The sequence below is a fragment of the Sphingopyxis sp. genome (genome assembly GCF_035944815.1).
In the GTDB taxonomy this organism is placed as follows: domain Bacteria; phylum Pseudomonadota; class Alphaproteobacteria; order Sphingomonadales; family Sphingomonadaceae; genus Sphingopyxis.
In genome coordinates this window covers 311,466-328,998 of sequence record NZ_DASZAU010000013.1, presented here as the reverse complement: position 1 = coordinate 328,998, position 17,533 = coordinate 311,466, and the positions used below count along the sequence as shown (strand labels likewise).

At 65.4% G+C, this 17,533-nt stretch carries 17 protein-coding genes and 1 pseudogene; 4 read left to right on the top strand and 14 right to left on the bottom strand.

The features are described from left to right. The 3 genes from VGU00_RS18995 (at position 1) to VGU00_RS18985 (ending at position 3,677) form a co-directional block, all read left to right on the top strand. A complete protein-coding gene (locus tag VGU00_RS18995; protein WP_327471340.1) occupies positions 1-1,203 on the top strand; it encodes a serine hydrolase domain-containing protein in 1,203 nt (400 codons plus the stop codon). A 59-nt stretch (positions 1,204-1,262) separates the two neighbouring features. Then, positions 1,263-3,296, top strand: coding sequence for a 3-hydroxyacyl-CoA dehydrogenase NAD-binding domain-containing protein (locus tag VGU00_RS18990; protein ID WP_327471338.1), 2,034 nt, complete (start codon positions 1,263-1,265; stop codon positions 3,294-3,296). A gap of 153 nt (positions 3,297-3,449) precedes the next feature. Beyond that, entirely contained in the window at positions 3,450-3,677 is a 228-nt protein-coding gene (locus VGU00_RS18985) for a hypothetical protein (RefSeq protein ID WP_327471336.1), read from the top strand. Here VGU00_RS18985 and mmsB read toward each other — a convergent pair. The 10 genes and pseudogenes from mmsB to VGU00_RS18935 form a co-directional block, all read right to left on the bottom strand. Then, a pseudogene (gene mmsB / locus VGU00_RS18980) lies at positions 3,671-4,546 on the bottom strand (3-hydroxyisobutyrate dehydrogenase); the annotation flags it as partial. The gene VGU00_RS18985 and the pseudogene mmsB sit on opposite strands and share 7 nt — an antisense overlap. Next, positions 4,545-5,327 (bottom strand): enoyl-CoA hydratase-related protein, encoded by a 783-nt coding sequence (locus tag VGU00_RS18975; protein ID WP_327471334.1) that lies wholly within the window; start codon positions 5,325-5,327, stop codon positions 4,545-4,547. The pseudogene mmsB and the gene VGU00_RS18975, both read right to left, overlap by 2 nt. Positions 5,328-5,341: 14 nt before the next feature. Then, entirely contained in the window at positions 5,342-5,698 is a 357-nt protein-coding gene (locus VGU00_RS18970) for a YunG family protein (RefSeq protein WP_327471332.1), read from the bottom strand. Beyond that, the gene (locus VGU00_RS18965) at positions 5,683-6,726 is read right to left on the bottom strand and encodes an enoyl-CoA hydratase/isomerase family protein (protein WP_327471330.1); all 1,044 of its coding nucleotides are present in this window, start codon (positions 6,724-6,726) and stop codon (positions 5,683-5,685) included. The genes VGU00_RS18970 and VGU00_RS18965 overlap by 16 nt, the downstream gene beginning before the upstream one ends. Then, positions 6,723-7,868 carry an acyl-CoA dehydrogenase family protein gene (locus tag VGU00_RS18960; RefSeq protein ID WP_327471328.1) on the bottom strand — a complete coding sequence of 382 codons (1,146 nt, stop codon included), beginning with the start codon at positions 7,866-7,868 and terminating at the stop codon, positions 6,723-6,725. The genes VGU00_RS18965 and VGU00_RS18960 overlap by 4 nt, the downstream gene beginning before the upstream one ends. 2 nt (positions 7,869-7,870) lie before the next feature. Then, positions 7,871-8,266: a RidA family protein gene (locus tag VGU00_RS18955; RefSeq protein WP_327471326.1), complete on the bottom strand. Its 396-nt coding sequence runs from the start codon at positions 8,264-8,266 to the stop codon at positions 7,871-7,873. Then, complete coding sequence (locus VGU00_RS18950; protein ID WP_327471324.1) at positions 8,259-8,561, bottom strand: I78 family peptidase inhibitor; 303 nt, start codon at positions 8,559-8,561, stop codon at positions 8,259-8,261. The genes VGU00_RS18955 and VGU00_RS18950 overlap by 8 nt, the downstream gene beginning before the upstream one ends. A 24-nt stretch (positions 8,562-8,585) precedes the next feature. Continuing rightward, entirely contained in the window at positions 8,586-9,113 is a 528-nt protein-coding gene (locus VGU00_RS18945; RefSeq protein ID WP_327471322.1) for a hypothetical protein, read from the bottom strand. A gap of 62 nt (positions 9,114-9,175) precedes the next feature. Further along, positions 9,176-10,075, bottom strand: coding sequence for a polysaccharide deacetylase family protein (locus tag VGU00_RS18940; RefSeq protein WP_327471320.1), 900 nt, complete (start codon positions 10,073-10,075; stop codon positions 9,176-9,178). A 34-nt stretch (positions 10,076-10,109) separates the two neighbouring features. Continuing rightward, positions 10,110-11,603, bottom strand: coding sequence for a CoA-acylating methylmalonate-semialdehyde dehydrogenase (locus VGU00_RS18935; RefSeq protein WP_327471318.1), 1,494 nt, complete (start codon positions 11,601-11,603; stop codon positions 10,110-10,112). A 97-nt stretch (positions 11,604-11,700) separates the two neighbouring features. Between VGU00_RS18935 and VGU00_RS18930 the strand changes: the two genes are divergently transcribed. Next, on the top strand, positions 11,701-12,588 hold the full coding sequence (locus VGU00_RS18930) for a LysR family transcriptional regulator (RefSeq protein ID WP_327471316.1): 888 nt from the start codon (positions 11,701-11,703) through the stop codon (positions 12,586-12,588). Here the strand turns inward: VGU00_RS18930 and VGU00_RS18925 are convergent. From VGU00_RS18925 to VGU00_RS18910, 4 genes are read right to left on the bottom strand one after another with little or no spacing between them, the layout of a single operon-like run. Continuing rightward, entirely contained in the window at positions 12,585-13,904 is a 1,320-nt protein-coding gene (locus VGU00_RS18925; protein ID WP_327471314.1) for a mannitol dehydrogenase family protein, read from the bottom strand. The genes VGU00_RS18930 and VGU00_RS18925 overlap by 4 nt on opposite strands. After that, positions 13,901-15,313 carry a glucuronate isomerase gene (gene uxaC / locus VGU00_RS18920; RefSeq protein ID WP_327471313.1) on the bottom strand — a complete coding sequence of 471 codons (1,413 nt, stop codon included), beginning with the start codon at positions 15,311-15,313 and terminating at the stop codon, positions 13,901-13,903. The genes VGU00_RS18925 and uxaC overlap by 4 nt, the downstream gene beginning before the upstream one ends. A gap of 4 nt (positions 15,314-15,317) precedes the next feature. Next, a complete protein-coding gene (locus VGU00_RS18915; protein ID WP_327471312.1) occupies positions 15,318-16,625 on the bottom strand; it encodes an MFS transporter in 1,308 nt (435 codons plus the stop codon). A gap of 21 nt (positions 16,626-16,646) precedes the next feature. Continuing rightward, positions 16,647-17,438: a 2-keto-4-pentenoate hydratase gene (locus VGU00_RS18910; RefSeq protein WP_327471310.1), complete on the bottom strand. Its 792-nt coding sequence runs from the start codon at positions 17,436-17,438 to the stop codon at positions 16,647-16,649. Positions 17,439-17,533 lie beyond the last annotated feature (95 nt).

Genomic DNA, 17,533 nt, shown 5'->3' with positions numbered 1-17,533 from the left:
ATGACCCAAGGATTCGACCCCGCGCGGCTGGACCGCATTCCCGCTTTCCTCAAAGCCAAATATGTCGACACCGGCCGCCTGCCGCACGCCGCGACGCTCGTGTCGCGGCGCGGCGAGATCGCGCATCTGTCGTGCATCGGCGACGCCCGGCCGGGCGAGGCGCTGAAAGAGGACGCGATCTTCCGCATCGCGAGCATGACCAAGCCGATCACCAGCATCGCCTTCATGATGCTGGTCGAGGAGGGCAAGGTCGCGCTGTCGACCCCGCTCGCGAAAATCTGTCCCGAGTTCGCCGAAACCGGGGTGTTCGTTGCAGGTGGCGGCAATGTGCCCTTCCTGACGCGGCCGCCGTCGCAGCCGATCCGCATGGTCGACCTGCTCCGCCATACCGCCGGCCTGACCTATGGTTTCCAGGAGCGCACCCCGGTCGATGCGGCGTATCGCAAGGCGCGGATCGACGATTTCGACGCCGATTATACGATGGACAGCTTCATCGCCGACCTCGCGAAGATCCCGCTGCAATTCGACCCCGGCACGCACTGGAATTATTCGATGGCGACCGACGTGCTCGGCGCCGTCATCGAACGCATCGAAGGCAAACCCTTTGCCGAGGTATTGCAGGAGCGCATCTTCGGTCCGCTCGGCATGGTCGATACCGGGTTCAAGGTGCCCGCCGACCAGCAGCACCGGCTGGCCGACGCCTATGCCTTCCATCCGAAAGAGAAGATGCAGGGCTTCGACGCAGGCGCGCGCAGCCGCTGGGCGAAGGATCGCAGTTTCCATTCGGGCGGCGGCGGGCTCGCCTCGACACTCCACGACTATCACCGCTTCTGTTTGATGCTGCTCGGCGGCGGAAAATTGGGTGATGTGCGAATCATCAGCCGCAAGACGCTCGATCTGATGACGTCGAACCATCTTGTCGGCGGCGGCGACCTGACGCAGCATAGCGTCGGCATTTTCAGCGAGGACGAGAATGCAGGGGTCGGTTTCGGGCTCGGCTTCGCAGTCACGCTCGATCCCGCGAATGCCGGCATTCCCGGCTCTGCGGGCGACTATTATTGGGGCGGCATGTTCTCGACCGGTTTCTTCGTCGATCCGGTCGAAGAAATCTGCATGGTCTTCATGACCCAGCTCATGCCCTCCTCCACTTATCCCGTTCGGCGCGAGGTCAAGACGCTCGTCCACGCCGCCATCGACGACTGAAATGCAACACCCTTTCCGTTCGCCCCGCGCGAACGGGCCCCAGACACAAGGAGTCTCCCATGTCCGAAGAAACCCCCGTCAGCGTGACGATGGAAAAGGATGGCGAAGTCGCCGTCATCATCGTCAACAACCCGCCCGTCAACGCGCTGAGCTGGCACGTCCGGCAGGGGCTAGAGGATAATTTTACCGCCGCGCTCGCCGACGACAGCGTCAAGGCGATCGTGCTGCGCTGCGCCGGCGCGACCTTCATCGCGGGTGCCGACATCAGCGAATTCGGCAAGCCGCCGCGCGGCCCCGATTTCAACGCAGTGCTCAACAGCATCGAAGCGGCATCGAAGCCTGTCGTCGCCGCGATCCACGGCACGGCGCTCGGCGGCGGTCTCGAAACCGCGCTCGTCTGCCATTACCGCGTCGCCGTCCCCTCGGCGAAGCTCGGCGTGCCCGAAGTCAAGCTCGGCCTGCTGCCCGGTGCGGGCGGCACGCAGCGCCTGCCACGCGTCGTCGGCGTCGAAGCCGCCGCGACGATGACCTCGACCGGCGATCCGCTGCCCGCGTCAAAGGCGAAGGACCTCGGCCTCGTCGACGAACTCGCGGGTGAGGACAGCCTTGCCGCCGACGCGATCGCCTTTGCGCGCGCGAAGATCGCCGACGGCCCGCGCCCGACGCGCGAGCGCCCGGTGTTCGGCGATATCGCGGTGATCGAACAGCTGAAGACCGCCAACGCCAAGCGCTGGCGCGGGTTCGAGGCGCCTTATGCGAACCTCGCCTGCGTCGAGGCCGCGACGCGCCTGCCCTTCGAGGAAGGGCTCGCTTTCGAGCGCGAGCAGTTCATGAAACTGATGTTCGGCAGCCAGTCGGCGGCGCAGCGCCATATCTTCTTCGCCGAACGCCAGGCCGCGAAGATCGACGGCCTGCCCAAGGACACGCAGCTGCGCGACATCAAGAAGGTCGGCGTGATCGGCGCCGGCACGATGGGCGGCGGCATTTCGATGAACTTCCTCCAGAAGGGCATCCCCGTCACGATCGTCGAAATGGCACAGGACGCGCTCGACCGCGGCGTCGGCGTGATCCGCAAGAATTACGATGCGTCGGCGGCGAAGGGCCGTTTCAAGCCCGAACAGGTCGACCAGATGATGGGAATCCTGACCCCCAGCCTCAGCCTCGACGACCTGGCCGACTGCGACCTGATCATCGAGGCGGTCTATGAGGATATGGGCGTCAAGAAGGACATCTTCGGCAAGCTCGACCAGATCGCTAAGCCCGGCGCGATCCTTGCGTCGAACACCAGCTATCTCGACGTCGACGAGATCGCGACCGCGACGAGCCGCCCCGGCGACGTGCTGGGCATGCATTTCTTCTCGCCTGCCAACGTCATGAAGCTGCTCGAAGTCGTGCGCGGCGAAAAGACTGCGCCCGACGCGCTGGCGACCGCGATGGCGATCGGCAAAAAGATCGGCAAGGTCGCGGTGGTCGCGGGCGTGTGCGACGGCTTCATCGGCAATCGCATGCTGAAACCGCGCCAGCTGGAAGCGATGAAGCTGCTGCTCGAAGGCGCGACCCCGGCGCAGGTCGACAAGGTGCATGTCGAATTCGGCATGCCGATGGGCCCGTTCCAGATGAGCGACCTCGCGGGCGTCGACATCGGCTGGCACCGCGACCCGAACCGCATCGAAAGCATCCGCGACGCGCTTTGCGCCGAGGGCCGCTGGGGCCAGAAGAAGCAGGCGGGCTTTTACGACTATGACGAAAAGCGCAATCCGTCGGAAAGCGCGCGCGTCGCCGAAATCATCGAACAGTTCCGCCAGAAGGCGGGGGTCACGAAGCGCGAGATCACCGATCAGGAAATCATCGAGCGCACGCTCTATCCGATGGTCAACGAAGGCGCGCTGATCCTGTCCGAAGGCAAGGCGCAGCGCGCATCGGACATCGATGTCGTGTGGATCTACGGCTATGGCTGGCCCGTCTATCGCGGCGGCCCGATGTTCTGGGCGGGGCTCGAAGGTACCGACAAGATCGTCGCAGCGCTCGAAAAACATGGTTTCGAGATCGCGCCGCTGCTCAAGGAGAAAGCGGAAGCGAAGTCGGGCTTCTAAACCCTTCGCCGCTTACAAAGATCAGGCCGTCTGTCCCGCCGTGGGGCAGGCGGCCTTTCTTTTGTCTTTGCGCCGTCAAAGGTACGACCGAAAACTTGCGATTCAGGGTTAAAACGCTGGCAAGACCTGCCGTTACGGCAGAGCATGAACGCCATGTCCGCCCTCGCCGTCCTCTTGCTCGCCGGTAGCGCGCCGGCCGCCGCACCCGTGGCGGCGCCGCAGGTGACGGCCGTCGCCGTGGCCCGCGCGCGGATATTGGCACCCGCCGAGATAAGGCGCGTCGATGGGCGGATCGAGGTCCGCACCGGCGAGCGCAAGGCGCCGACGCAGCTGCACCGGACGACGCGCCGCGACGGCGGCGAAACCGCCGACTTCTACTGAAGCGTCTTGATGATCGCCGAAAAGTCGCGGCCGTCCTTGTCGGCCTCGACAAAGGCTTCATAGAGTTCGCGCGCCTTCGACCCCATCGGGACGTCGGCGTCGACGCTTGCCGCCGCTTCCATCGCGAGACGCAGATCCTTGAGCATCAGCGCCGCGGCGAATCCGCCCTTGTAATCATTGTCCGCGGGGGTCGTCGGCCCGACGCCGGGGAGCGGCGCATAGCTCGTCAGCGACCAGCATTGCCCCGACGACACGCTCGCGATGTCGAAGAATTTCTGCGGATCGAGCCCCAATTTCTGCGCGAGCGCGAGCGTCTCGCACGTCGCGACCATCGAGGCGCCGAGCAGCATGTTGTTGCAGATCTTCGCGCCTTGTCCGGCGCCGGCATCGCCCGCGTGGATCACCGCCTTGCCCATTTTGGCGAGGATCGGTTCGGCGCGTGCGAAACCGTCATCGGTGCCGCCGACCATGAAGGTCAGCGTCCCGGCGTTGGCGGCGGCGATGCCGCCCGACACCGGCGCGTCGACCGCGACGAGACCCTTGGCGGTGGCGGCGTCGATATTCGCGCGCGCGGTCGCGACGTCTATCGTCGAGCAATCGAGGAGCAGGGTGCCGGGGGCGGCATTGGGGAAGACGTCGGCTTCATAAACCGACGCGACATGTTTGCCCGCGGGGAGCATCGTCACGACCGCCTCGGCACCGGCCACGGCCCCGGCCGCCGACGCAGCGCGTATGCAGCCGGCTTCGACTGCACGCGCGAGCGCCTCTTCGCTAAGGTCGAAGGCGCGGACCTCATGCCCCGCCTTGGCGAGATTGGCGGCCATGCCGCCACCCATATTGCCGAGTCCGATAAAGGCGATTTTCATGTCAGCGACCTTTCCAAACGCCTTCGCGCTTCTCGATGAAGGCGGCCATGCCTTCGGCCTTGTCCTCGGTCGCGGCGAGGATCTGGAACAGGCGGCGTTCGTAGATCAGCCCCTGATCGAGCGTCGTTTCGAATGCGGCGTTGACCATATCCTTGTTCACCATCGCGGCCATCGGCGGCATGCTCGCAATCGTGGTCGCGGTTTTCACCGCTTCGTCGACCAGCGTCGCATGTTCGACGACGCGCGCGACCAGCCCTGAGCGTTCGGCTTCGGCAGCGTCCATCATCCGGCCGGTGAGGCACATTTCCATCGCTTTCGCCTTGCCGATCGCGCGCGTCAGCCGCTGCGACCCGCCCATGCCGGGCGCGACGCCGAGCTTGATTTCGGGCTGGCCGAATTTCGCCTTGTCGGAGGCGATGATGAAGTCGGCCATCATCGCGAGCTCGCAGCCACCGCCGAGCGCGAAGCCGTTGACCGCGGCGATCCACGGCTTGCGCACCTTCTTCACGAAATCGCTCGTCCATTTCGAGAAGAAATCTTCGAGGTAGAAATCGGACGCGGGCTTGTCGGCCATTTCCTTGATGTCGGCGCCGGCGGCAAAGGCCTTGTCGCCCGATCCGGTGAGCACGGCGCAGCGCTGGCTGTCGTCGGCCTCGAACGCAGCGAAGGCCGCGATCAGGTCATCGAGCACACCCGAGTTCAGCGCATTGAGCGCCTGCGGGCGGTTGAGCGTCACCAGCGTGACGGCCCCGCGCGTTTCGACGAGGAGGGTTTCATAGCTCATGGTCTTGTCCTGTGTCAGCGGTTGGCGTCGATATTGCGCAGCAGCACTTCGAGCTGCGCCGGGGTGGCATGTTGATGCGCTTCGTCGGTCGAGGTCGGCTGGTTGTCGTAGGGGATGGGCTCGTCGAACTGGTCGGCCGCGAGATCCCAATAGCGCCCGTCGATCCGGTTGTAGAAATGCGTGCCGCCCTTCGTCGCGGTCTTCATGATGTCGCCGCCGAAATGGTGATGCACGGCGAGCGCCGTGACCGCGCACTGGTTGCGGCACGGGTTTGCGGGGTCGAACGGGTCCGATATCGTTTCGGCCGACCAGCTCCGCTTTACCACATGATAGAGGGCGACCGGATCGGCGAAGCTCATAACGGCGTCCATTTCTTGTTTTCGGGGAGCGGCGCGAAGATCGCGTCGATCCAGTCGTCGGTGACGGCTTCGGGGGTCGGCGGATCCCATTTGGGGCTGTTGTCCTTGTCGACAATCAGCGCGCGGACGCCCTCGATAAAGTCGTGCATCGCGACGACGCGGCTGCCGATCGCATATTCCTGACCCATCTGCGCCGCGAAGTCGTGCATCTCGCCGCCTTCCTTGAGCTGGCGCAGCGCGACCTTGCACGTCTGCGGCGATTTGCCGCCGAGCGTGGCGAGTTCCTTCGTCGCCCACTCGCCGCCGTCGGCCTCGAGCGCGGCGAGGATATCCTCATAGGTGTCGCTCGCGAACAGCCGGTTGATCCGGTCGAGATGCTGGGTGATCGCGGCGGGCGGTGCGGTGACCGACAGCTCGCCCAATATGCCGCCGATGCGGTCGGGGTGCGCCGCGATGCGCGCTTTCGCCTCGGCGAGCTTTTCGGACGGCAGATAATGGGTGGCGAGACCGAGCGCGAGGCATTCGGCACCGTCGAGCCGCGCGCCGGTGAGCGCGAGATATGTGCCGACGCGCCCTTCGAGCCGCGGCAGGTACCAGCCGCCGCCGACGTCGGGGAAGAGGCCGATCCCGGTTTCGGGCATCGCGAAACGTGTATGTTCGGTCGCGACGCGATATTTCGCCGGCTGCGAAATCCCGACCCCGCCGCCCATGGTGATGCCGTCCATGAAGGCGACGACGGGCTTGGGGTAAGTGAAGAGCAGATGATTGAGGCGATATTCGGTGTGGAAGAAAAGCCGTGCTTCCTTGCCGTCCTTCGCGCCGCTCTCGGCGAGCATGCGGATATCGCCGCCGGCGCAGAAGCCGCGGCCCTCACTATGGTCGATGATCACCGCCTCGACCGCATCGTCATCGCGCCATTTCAGCAGCGCATCGATCATCGCTTCGCACATCGGCAGGTTGAGCGCGTGGATCGCCTTCGGACGATTGAGCGAAATGCGGCCGACGCGGGCGTCGACGCTGGTCAAAACATCTTCGGTCATTGGCGCAGCAGGTCCCTTCCGACGATCATCCGCATGACCTGGTTGGTTCCTTCGAGGATCGAATGGACGCGCAGGTCGCGCCAGAAACGCTCGATCGGATAGTCGCGGAGATAGCCATAGCCGCCGAACAGCTGGAGTGCGTCGTTGACGATCTTGCTGCCATTGTCGGTCGCGAGCCGCTTCGCCATCGCCGAGAAGCGCGACTTGTCGGGGGCGTTCGCGGTGACCTTTGCTGCCGCGAGATAAAGCAGCGCGCGCGACGCTTCGAGGTCGGTCGCCATGTCGGCGAGCATGAACTGCGTGTTCTGGAAATCGGCGATCGGGGACCCAAACTGCTGGCGATCCTTGGTGTAGGCGATCGCTTCGTCGAGACAGCGCTGCGCCCCGCCCAAGGAACAGGCGCCGATGTTGAGGCGACCGCCATCGAGCCCCGCCATCGCGAAACGGAAACCGTCACCCTCGGCGCCGACCAGATTTTCCACCGGAACGCGGCAATCCTCGAAAATCACCTGCGCGGTCGGCGAAGCGTTCCAGCCGAGCTTTTTCTCGGGCGCGCCGAAGCTGAGGCCCGGGGTGTCCTTTTCGATGACGAGGCAGGAGATGCCCTTCGACTTCTCCTCGCCGGTGCGAACCATGCAGACATAGATGTCGTTATAGCCCGCGCCCGAGATGAACTGCTTGGTGCCGTTCAGCACATAATGGTCGCCGTCCTTTTTCGCGGTCGTCTTGAGCGCCGCGGCGTCGGATCCCGAACCGGGTTCGGTGAGGCAATAGCTCGCGATCTTTTCCATGCTGACGAGCGACGGCAGGAAACGGTCCTTGATCTCCGCGCCGCCGAAGCGGTCGATCATCCACGTCGCCATATTGTGGATCGAGACATAGGCGCTGGTCGCGGGGCAACCATAGGCCATCGCCTCCATGATCAGCGCGGCTTCCAACCGGCCGAGTCCGATCCCGCCCGATTCCTCGGCGACGTAGATCGCGCCGAAGCCGAGCTCGCCCGCCGCCTTCCACACATCGACGGGATAATGGCTTTTCTCGTCCCACTCGGCCGCAAAGGGCGTGATGCGGTCGGCGGTGAATTTGCGCGCCATATCCTGGATGGCGAGCTGGTCGTCGGTAAGCTGGAACTGGTCGGTCATGGTCACTTCTCGATAATGGCTTCGGCTTCGATTTCGACTTTCCACTCGGGCCGGATCAGCGCGGGCACAACCAGCATCGTCGATGCCGGACGCACATTTTTGAATGCCGATCCGTGCGCAAGCCCGACCAGATCGGCGTCGGCGGCGTCGGTGATGTACATCCGCGTGCGTACGACGTCGGCATAGCTGCCGCCGAGCGCTTCGAGCGCTTCACCGATAATCGTCAGGCATCGCGCGGCCTGAGCCCCGGCATCGCCGGGGGTCGACGATCCGTCGGGCTCGATCGGCGCGCAGCCCGCGACGTCGATGCGGTTCCCCACCCGGACCGCGCGGCTGTAGCCGTAAACCGGTTCGAACGGGGATGCCGAGCTGTGGTTGCGGCGGCTGGGATCAGCCACAGCTGATCCGCTCGATCTTGAGCGCATCGTCATAGGATACGGTCAGGCGGTCGGGGCGGAAGTCCATGGTAACCGCGGTGCGCGGCGGCACCCAACGCAGCGTCGTCGCGCCGCTGCCCTTGAGCAATTGGCCGCCGACTTCGGCAGTCGCGGTCTGGCCGACGAGCGACTGCACCGCGTCGGCATTGCAGGCGGCTTCGGCGGGCGGGGTCGGGGTCGATTCGACCGGCGTCCGTTCCTGCGTACAGGCGGCGAGCGGCAGGAGGGCGGCAATTGCGATCAGGCGAATATCCATCTCAAATCTCCCTTTTCCCATGTGTCAGGTACAGCGCGTATAGCGCATCGGACCGGCGGCGGCACCATCGCCCTCGTCGCGGCGAACGAGCGTCTTGCCGCCATCGGCCAGTTCGAGCTGCATCCGGCGATCCCATTCGATCCCCTCGCCGCTGAACCTGTAATCGGCGACGACGCGGCCGGAGTCGCTCTCGCGAACCCGCGCCAGTTCACCGTGCGATTCGTAGAAGCGCAGGTTCGCCGCATCGATCGTCAGCGCGGTGAGGTCGGTGCCCTTCCGGGCCTTGCAGTCCGCAACCTTCAGCGCCCAGCGACCGCGGATCGCGGGCGGGATCGTCTTGCCGTCGGCCGGCGCCTTGGTTTCGGGCGTCTCGACGGGCTGCTTGGCCTTTTCAGGCAAGTCGGCGTCGACCGCCGTTTCGGCGGGCGCGGGGCGCTCGGCCTTTTGCAGCGGGCCGATCGTAGCACTGGCTTCGGGACCCGATTCCTCATCCTTGCCGCCGCTGCACGCGGCAAGCAGTAACAGGGTCGTGGGAAGCATCTTGCGGATCATCTCTCGTCTCCTTCGAGAAGAGAAATGCCCGGCGCGAGGCGCGGGTTTCATCGCCGGCCGCATCATTCGCTTAGCACCTGTTCGCGAAACACCGTGGTGGCGAGATCGGTCTGATTATAGCGATACCAGCGCGGCGCGGGCACGCCGGCCGCCCATGCGAGCGCTTCGGTCAGCGTGCCGTTCGCCGCCGGCACATCGGGCATTTCCTGGCCAAGCGGGTCGGCGTAGGCCGCATCGGCGCTGACGACGGTCCAGCCCGCCCTGCGCAGCGCGCGAACAAGGTCGCCGATATAGAGCGCGGCTAGGTCGGTTTCGTGGAGCAGCATCACCTGCACCGGCTGGCGGCCGGTGACCTGTTGCAACAGGCCGTCGGCAAAGTCGGCGGCCTCGACATGCCAGGTGACGTAGAGGTCGCCGAGCGCCGCACGGTCGACCGGCTTGCCCGCCTGCACGGCTTCGCGTGTCAGCGTTTCGAGATGCCAGTCGGACGATTCGGCGGTGACATAACCGTTGCGGAGGCCGCGCGCGGCGAGGCCGGCCCGGACCGCATCACGCTTGACCTTGTCCTTGCCGCCTTCGTCGAGGAAGGGAAAGCGGAACCAGGGGCGATAGCTGGGCCGCCCCTTGAGCCATGCCTCGGCCGCGTCGATGTCGGCGAGGTAGGCGTCGGCGGTCGTCGCGCCCAGATGTGGATGCGTATTGCTGTGGTTCGCGATGACATGCCCCGCGGCGACATAGGCAGCGATGCGTTCGGCGCCGCCGACGCCATCGCCCTGCCCGATCGCAGCGGGATTGACGAAGAAGACCGCTTGCGGCGCGTCCGCCTTCTTCAGCTCGGCGATGATGCGCTGCGTGCGCTCGTCGGGCGTGAAGAAAGCGCCCCGGCCGCGCGGGGCGTCGTCGAACGACAGCGCGATCATCTTCTGCGCTGCCGCCGGAACCGGCAGCAGCAACAGGAGCATCAGGGGAAGAAGCAGCCGGCGCAGCAACGCCGGCTTACCCCATCGTCGGGATGACGAAGGCGTTGCCGCCGTCAGGCGAGCCGTCGGGCCAGCGCGCGGTGATCGTCTTGACCTTGGTCCAGAATTTCACGCCTTCCATGCCGTGCTGGTTGGTGTCGCCGAAGCCCGAACGCTTCCAGCCGCCGAAGCTGTGATAGGCGACGGGCACCGGGATCGGCACGTTGATGCCGACCATGCCGACCTGCACGCGCGCCGCAAATTCGCGCGCGGCGTGGCCGTTGCGCGTGAAGATCGCGACGCCGTTGCCATATTGGTGCTTCGACGGCAGTTCGAGCGCGGTTTCGAAATCGGGTGCGCGGACGATCTGCAGCACAGGGCCGAAGATTTCTTCCTTGTAGCTTTCCATGTCGGTGGTGACATGGTCGAACAAGGTCGGGCCGACGAAGAAGCCCTTTTCATGCCCCTGCAAGGTGAAGCCGCGGCCGTCGACGACCAGCTCGGCGCCCTCGTCGGCGCATTTGGCGATCCAGCCTTCGACCTTGTCCTTGTGCGCCTGCGTCACGACGGGGCCATAATGCGCCTCGGCATCGGTCGACACGCCGACGCGCAGCGCCTCGATCGCCGGGATCAGCTTTTCGCGCAGGCGGTTCGCGGTGTCCTCGCCGACGGGGACGACCACGGGCAGCGCCATGCAGCGCTCGCCCGCCGAGCCGAAGGCGGCGCCGGTCAGGTCATTGACGACCTGATCGAGGTCGGCGTCGGGCATGACGATGCCATGGTTCTTCGCGCCGCCCATCGCCTGCACGCGCTTTCCGGCGGAGACGCCGCGGTTGTAGACATAATGCGCGATGTCCGACGATCCGACGAAGCTGACCGCGCCGATGTCGGGATGGTCGAGGATCGCATCGACCATTTCCTTGTCGCCATGGACGGTCTGGAAAATGCCCTCGGGCATGCCGGCCTCGAGGAAGAGTTCGGACAGGCGGACAGGGACCGAGGGGTCGCGTTCGCTCGGCTTCAAGATGAAGGCGTTGCCGACCGCGGTCGCGACGCCGCCCATCCACAGCGGGATCATCGCGGGGAAGTTGAACGGCGTGATGCCCGCACCGATGCCGATCGGCTGGCGCATCGAATAGACGTCGATGCCGGGGCCGGCGCCCTGCGTATATTCGCCCTTCAGCACATGCGGGATTCCGCAGCAGAATTCGATGACTTCGAGCCCGCGCTGGATGTCGCCCTTCGAGTCCGCGATCACCTTGCCATGCTCCGACGAGAGCATTTCGGCGAGCTGGTTCATATTCGCTTCGACGAGGCGCTTGAATTCGAACATCACGCGCGCGCGGCGCTGCGGGTTGGTCGCGGCCCAGGCCGGCTGTGCGGCCTTCGCGGCGGCAACGGCGCGGTCGAGGATCGCGCGATCGCCCAATGCGACCTGCGCCTGTACGCCGCCATTATTGGGGTCGAGGACATCGCCGAAGCGGCTGCCGCCGCCGGCACCGCCGGCAATATGGTGGTCGATCTGTCGCATATCCGAGTCTCCCATAAGATGTTGCCGCTGCCACAGCCGAGTTACGGGGCGATTGCAAGGGATAGACTTGCAGGCGCATCCTGCATATTTGCAGTCTATGGACTGGGACAAGCTGCAATATTTCCTGTTCGTCGCCCGCCACGGCACGCTCGCGCGCGCCGGCGCGGCGCTGCACGTCGATGCGACGACGGTCAGCCGTCAGGTCAGCGCGCTCGAGGCCGCACTTCAACAGACCTTGTTCGAACGCGCGCCGACGGGTTTCGTTCTGACCGCAGCGGGCCGCGCGCTCGTTCCGCACGCCGAAGCGATGGCGGCGGCGGCGGCGCGCATCCATTCGGCGCAGGCAGGCGGATCGGCCTTGTCGGGGCAGCTTCGCGTCAGCGTCTCCGAAGGCTTCGGCAACAGCTTCATCGCGCCGCGGTTGGGCAAATTCGTCGCCGCGCATCCCGAACTCGAAATCGACCTCGTCGCCTCGTCGGGTTTCCTCAACCCTTCGCGGCGCGAGGCCGATATGGCGGTGCTGCTTGCGCGCCCCAGAAAGGGCCCGCTGATCACGCGCAAGCTGTCGGACTATAGCCTCGGCCTCTATGCCCCCGCCGACCGGCCCGACTGGCAGGATGCCGTGTCGACCGCACCGCTGTCGCGCGCGGGCATCCCGGTGATCGGCTATATGCCCGACATCCTCTACGCGCCCGAACTCGACTATCTGGGTGAAATCGAGCCGGGGCTGCGCGCCAATGTGCGCTCCTCGTCGATTCTCGCGCAGCGACGGATGATCGCGGGCGGCGCCGGCGTCGGCGTCCTCCCCTGCTTTCTCGCGAGCGGCGATCCGGGGCTGGTGCGCGTGCGCCCCGATCAGGTGATCGCGCGCGCCTTCTGGCTTGCGCTCCACCGCGACGTCGCACCGCAACCGCGTATCCGGGCGTTCATCGACTGGCTCGATGCCGAAGTAAGGGAGAGCCGGGGTCTGCTGGTGCCGGCCTAGGCCGGCCGCCAGTCCGAGGCGACCAGTCCGCCCTCACCGAATATCCGTTCGATCGCATAGGGACCCGCCGCTGCGGCCCGCAACCGGTCGGCAAGCGGGTCGTCGATCGGACGGTCGCTCCGCAGGAAGGCGATCCACGCAGCAATCGCCGCTTCGAGCGATCCGCAACGCGCGCCACGCTTCTGATGCCACGCCAAAGTTTCGAGCCAGCGCTGCGGGATCTTCTGGCTGCCATCCATCGCAATCTGGATCAGCCGGTGATGGAGCGCCGGATTGGCGAAGCGGGCGAGCAGCGCATCGGCATAGGCGGACAGATCCTGCCCCGGTGCGGCGTCGATCGTCGGCGCGGCTTCATCGCGCATCAGCCGTTCGATCACCGCGCGGATCGCGGGATCGGCGATCGCCTGATGGACATAGTCATGCCCCTTCCCCAGCCCGATATAGGCAAGCGCCGAATGCGCGCCGTTGAGCATGCGGAGCTTCGCGGTCTCGTAGGGCGCGACATCGGCAACGAGTTCGGCACCGACATTCTCCCAGCGCGGGAGCGGGCCGGCAAAATCATTCTCGATTACCCACTGGCTGAAGCCTTCGGTGACCACCACGCCTTCGTCGCGGACGCCAAGCGCGGATTCGATGGCCGCGCGGTCGGCGTCGGTCGTCGCAGGGACGATGCGGTCGATCATCGTCGCGGGACAGCGGCACTGCGCGTCGAACCAGTCGACGAGGTCCGGATGGTCCGAGGCGAGATATTCGCGCATCAGCCGGCGCAGCACCGCGCCATTGTTCGCGAGATTGTCGCAGCTGAGCAAGGTCAGCCCGGACAGCCCGGCCGCATGCCGTGCCGCCAGCGCCGCACCGACGAAACGGTAGAGGCTCGACGGTCCCTTCGCAGCAGCAAGATCGAGCGAGCCGTCGGCAGTGCGCAAATAGCCCTTCTCGGTGACCGTGAAGCTGACGATATGCGTCGTGGGCGCGGCGATGGCGTCGATCACGGCCTGCGGATCGTCCGCCGCGACGAGCACCTTCTGCACCGCGCCGATCAGGCGCAATCCGGTCCCCACTGCGCTACGCGCGCTGACTGTATAGAGCCCATCCTGCGGGTTCAGCTGCGAGGCAACGTCACCCGAACGCAGCGAGACGCCGATTATGCCCCAGTCGCGCTCACCCGCCGCCATCGCATCGTCGGTATAGACGGCCTGATGCGCACGGTGGAACGCGCCGATCCCGATATGGACGATCCCCGCAGTCTGCGCCGCGCGGTCGTAACCCGGCGCCTGCACCGACGCCGGGATCAGCGTTTCAGCCGACAGCCTCACAGCTTGTACGCGGCCTTGGCGAGATTGTAGCTGAGATCGGCCGCGAGTTCGGCGGCCTCCCATTCCTCCATCCGGTGCTCGGCGACGAGCTGCGCGAGGAAACCGCAGTCGATGCGCCGCGCGACATCGTGGCGCGCGGGGATCGACAGGAAGGCGCGCGTATCGTCGTTGAAACCGACTGTATTGTAGAAGCCGGCCGTCTCGGTCATCTGGTTCCTGAAACGGCGCATCCCTTCGGGACTGTCGTGAAACCACCAGGCGGGGCCGAGCTTCAGCGCCGGATAATGGCCCGCGAGCGGCGCGAGTTCGCGCGCATAGCTCGTCTCGTCGAGCGTGAAGAGGATGATCGTCAGCCCCGCTTCATTGCCATATTTGCCGAGCAGCGGGCGCAGCGCGTGGACATAGTCGGTCGCGGTCGGGATATCGGCGCCCTTGTCGCGGCCATAATGGTCGAACAGCCACGGGTTGTGGTTGCGGAGCGCGCCGGGGTGGATCTGCATCACCAGCCCGTCGTCGAGGCTCATCCCCGCCATCACCGTAAGCATATGCGCGCGGAACAGCTCGGCATCGGCGGCGCTGACATCGGCGCCGGTGACGCGCGCGAACAGCGCCTCGGCCTCGGCGTCCGACAGGTCGGCAGTCGCGGCGGTCGGATGACCATGGTCGGTCGAGGTCGCGCCCATTTCGGCGAAGAAAGCGCGGCGACCCCGGTGCGCGGCGAGATAGCCGGCATAGGAGAAGGCGTCTTCGCCCGACAGGTCGGAGAAGCGTTTGAGGTTGTCGCGGAAGCCCTCAAACTCGGGATCGATCACCGGGTCGGGGCGATAGGCTGTGATGACGCGTCCCCCCCACTCGCCGCTCGCATTGGCGGCGCGGATCACGGCATGATGTTCGAGCGTGTCGAGCGGGCTTTCGGTCGTCGCGATCACCTCGATCCGGAAGCGGTCGAACAAGGCGCGCGGGCGGAAGGCATCGGTCGCGAGCGCATCGGTGATGCGGTCGTAATAGAGATCCGACGTTTCGGCCGAAAATTGCACGTCGAAGCCGAAGGCTTCGGCAAACACCCAGTCCATCCACATGCGGCTCGGCGTGCCTCGGAAGAGATGGTAATTTTGCGCAAAGATCCGCCAGCTTTCGCGCGGGTCGGCTTCCCTGTTCCGGATACCGAGCGCACCCAAAGAAATGCCCTGCGAATAGAGCATCCGGAAGACATAGTGATCGGGATGGAGCAAGAGCTCCGCCGCATTGCCGAAGGGTGCATTGCCCGCGAACCAGCTCGAGTCGGTATGCCCGTGCGGGCTAACGATCGGCAGGCCCGCCACCTCCTTGTAGAGCCGGCGCGCGATATCGCGCTGCGCCGGATCGGACGGAAAGAGGCGGTCGGGGGAGAGTAGCAGCGGACGCGGCATCGGATCAGGCTTTGCTTTCGACAGTCACCGGCGCGAGGCGCGGGCTGAGGATATGGATTGCCAGCACGGCGAGGAAGTAGACGACGGTACAGGCGGCGAAGATGACCGTGTAATTGCCGCCCGTCGCATCGAGGACGAGCCCGGTCGATTTTGCCATGATCATGCCGCCGACGCCGCCCGCGAAGCCGCCGAGCCCGATCACCGAACCGACCGCGCGTTTCGGGAACATGTCGGGCGGGATCGACAGGATCGTCGACGAAAAGGCCTGATGCCCCGCGAGCGCGATGCCGATCAGCACGACCGCGAGCCACATATTGTCGAGCCCCGAGACGAACAGCAAAGGCAGCACGCAGCAGCCCGCGCCGAGCATCGTCGCCTTCCGCGCAAAATTGACGCTGTGCCCCGACTGGATCAGCTTCGACGACACCCAGCCGCCGAGGATGCTGCCGACGTCGGACAGCAGGTACATGATGATCATCGGCAGCAGCACGACCTTCAGATCGACATTGTAGGTCGTGCTGAAATATTTGGGCAGCCAGAAGAGCATGAGGAACCAGACCGGGTCGGTCAGGAACTTGCCGGTCGCATAGGCCCAGGCTTCGCGCTTGGTGACGATGGCGCCCCAGCCGAGGCGCTCGATCTTTTCGGGCGGATCATGTTCGATCCACGCGAGTTCGGCGTCCGAGACCTTCCCGCTTTCGCGCGGGTTGCTGTAGAGCCAGAGCCAGAGAATCAGCAGCAGGACCCCGAAAGCCCCTGTGTAGATGAAGGTCTCGCGCCAGTCGAAGCCCATCCAGACCATGAATAGCGCGATCGTCGGCGCGGTCAGGATGACGCCGATCGTCGTCGCGCTGTTGACCCAGCCGATCGCGTAGGAGCGTTCCTTTTGCGGGAACCATTCGCTCGACGCGCGGACGACCGACGGGAAATGCCCCGCCTCGCCAACCCCGAGGATCACACGCGCCATCATGAAGGAGACGACCGACGAGGCGAAACCGTGCGCGACATGGCCGACGGTCCAGATGCTGATCGCGATCGCATAGCCGACCTTCGGCCCGAAACGGTCGATCAGCCAGCCCATGAGGAGGAAGCCCAGCGCATAAGCGGCCTGGAAGGCGGTGACGATATTGCCATAGTCATTCTCGCTCCACCCCAGCTCGGTGCCGAGCGTCGGGGCGAGCAGGCCGAGCATGGTGCGGTCGATATAATTGACCGTGGTCGCGGCAAACAGCACCGCGACGATCAGCCAGCGGTAACGCCCCGACTTCGGCACCGGCGCCGCCGCCCCTCCGTCCGCGAATGCCTGTGCCATAATCCTCTCCCGTAATTTGCTTTAGTAGCTTTTGATCGAGCAGCCGACGCGGATTTTTCCGTCGAACAGCGCTTCGGCGCGTTGGCCGGGCCTGATTTCATGGATGCCGGTGATCGCGCCCGCCGACACCCAGGTGCCCGGCGGGATCGCGATACCCCGCACGCGCAGGATTTCGATCAGGAACAGCGCCGATCCGAACGGACCGTCGAGCATGGCCTCCATCGTCGCCGCGCCCACCGTCTCGCCGTCGATCGCCATTTCGACCGGCATGCGGATCAGGTCGGCGTCCTGCCAGCCGGCGATCGACGGGCCGAGGATCAGCCCCTTGTTGTTGCCATAGTCCGACGCGGTGACCGCAGGGCCGTGGCGATTGATTTCGGGAAAGGGCGAGCTTGCGATCTCGATGCCCGTGCGGACGTCGGCAATGCAGCCGCGCACGCTGTCGATATCATAGTCGCCCGTACCGACGTCGCCGAAGCACAGCAGTATCTCGGCTTCGGCCGCGGCAAAGCCGTCGGCATAGACGGGCATCGCCGGTTCGTCGGCGCCATCGAAAATCTCGTCGACAAAGATCGGGCCGGTCAGGCGGTTGCCGCCATAACGGTCGACGAGGTCGGGGGCGATGCGTCCGACCTTCCACCCGCCAACGCGGCGGCCGTCATAAGCGATCGCACTATCCTGGATCGCATAGGCCTCGGCCATCGTCTGCGGCATCGCGCCGGGATAGACGGTAAGCGGTGTCTTTCCCGCACGCGCGTCGATCAAAGCGCGCGCTACATTCTGTTGATCGCTTGTCGCCAGCATCTTTCTCATTTCCCTCTTCCGCGAAGCGGTGTAAGAGACACCGGTGTCAAAAGCAAGCCAATATCGGATGTATGACAAATTCCTTCGCCCCGACGATTGCTGAG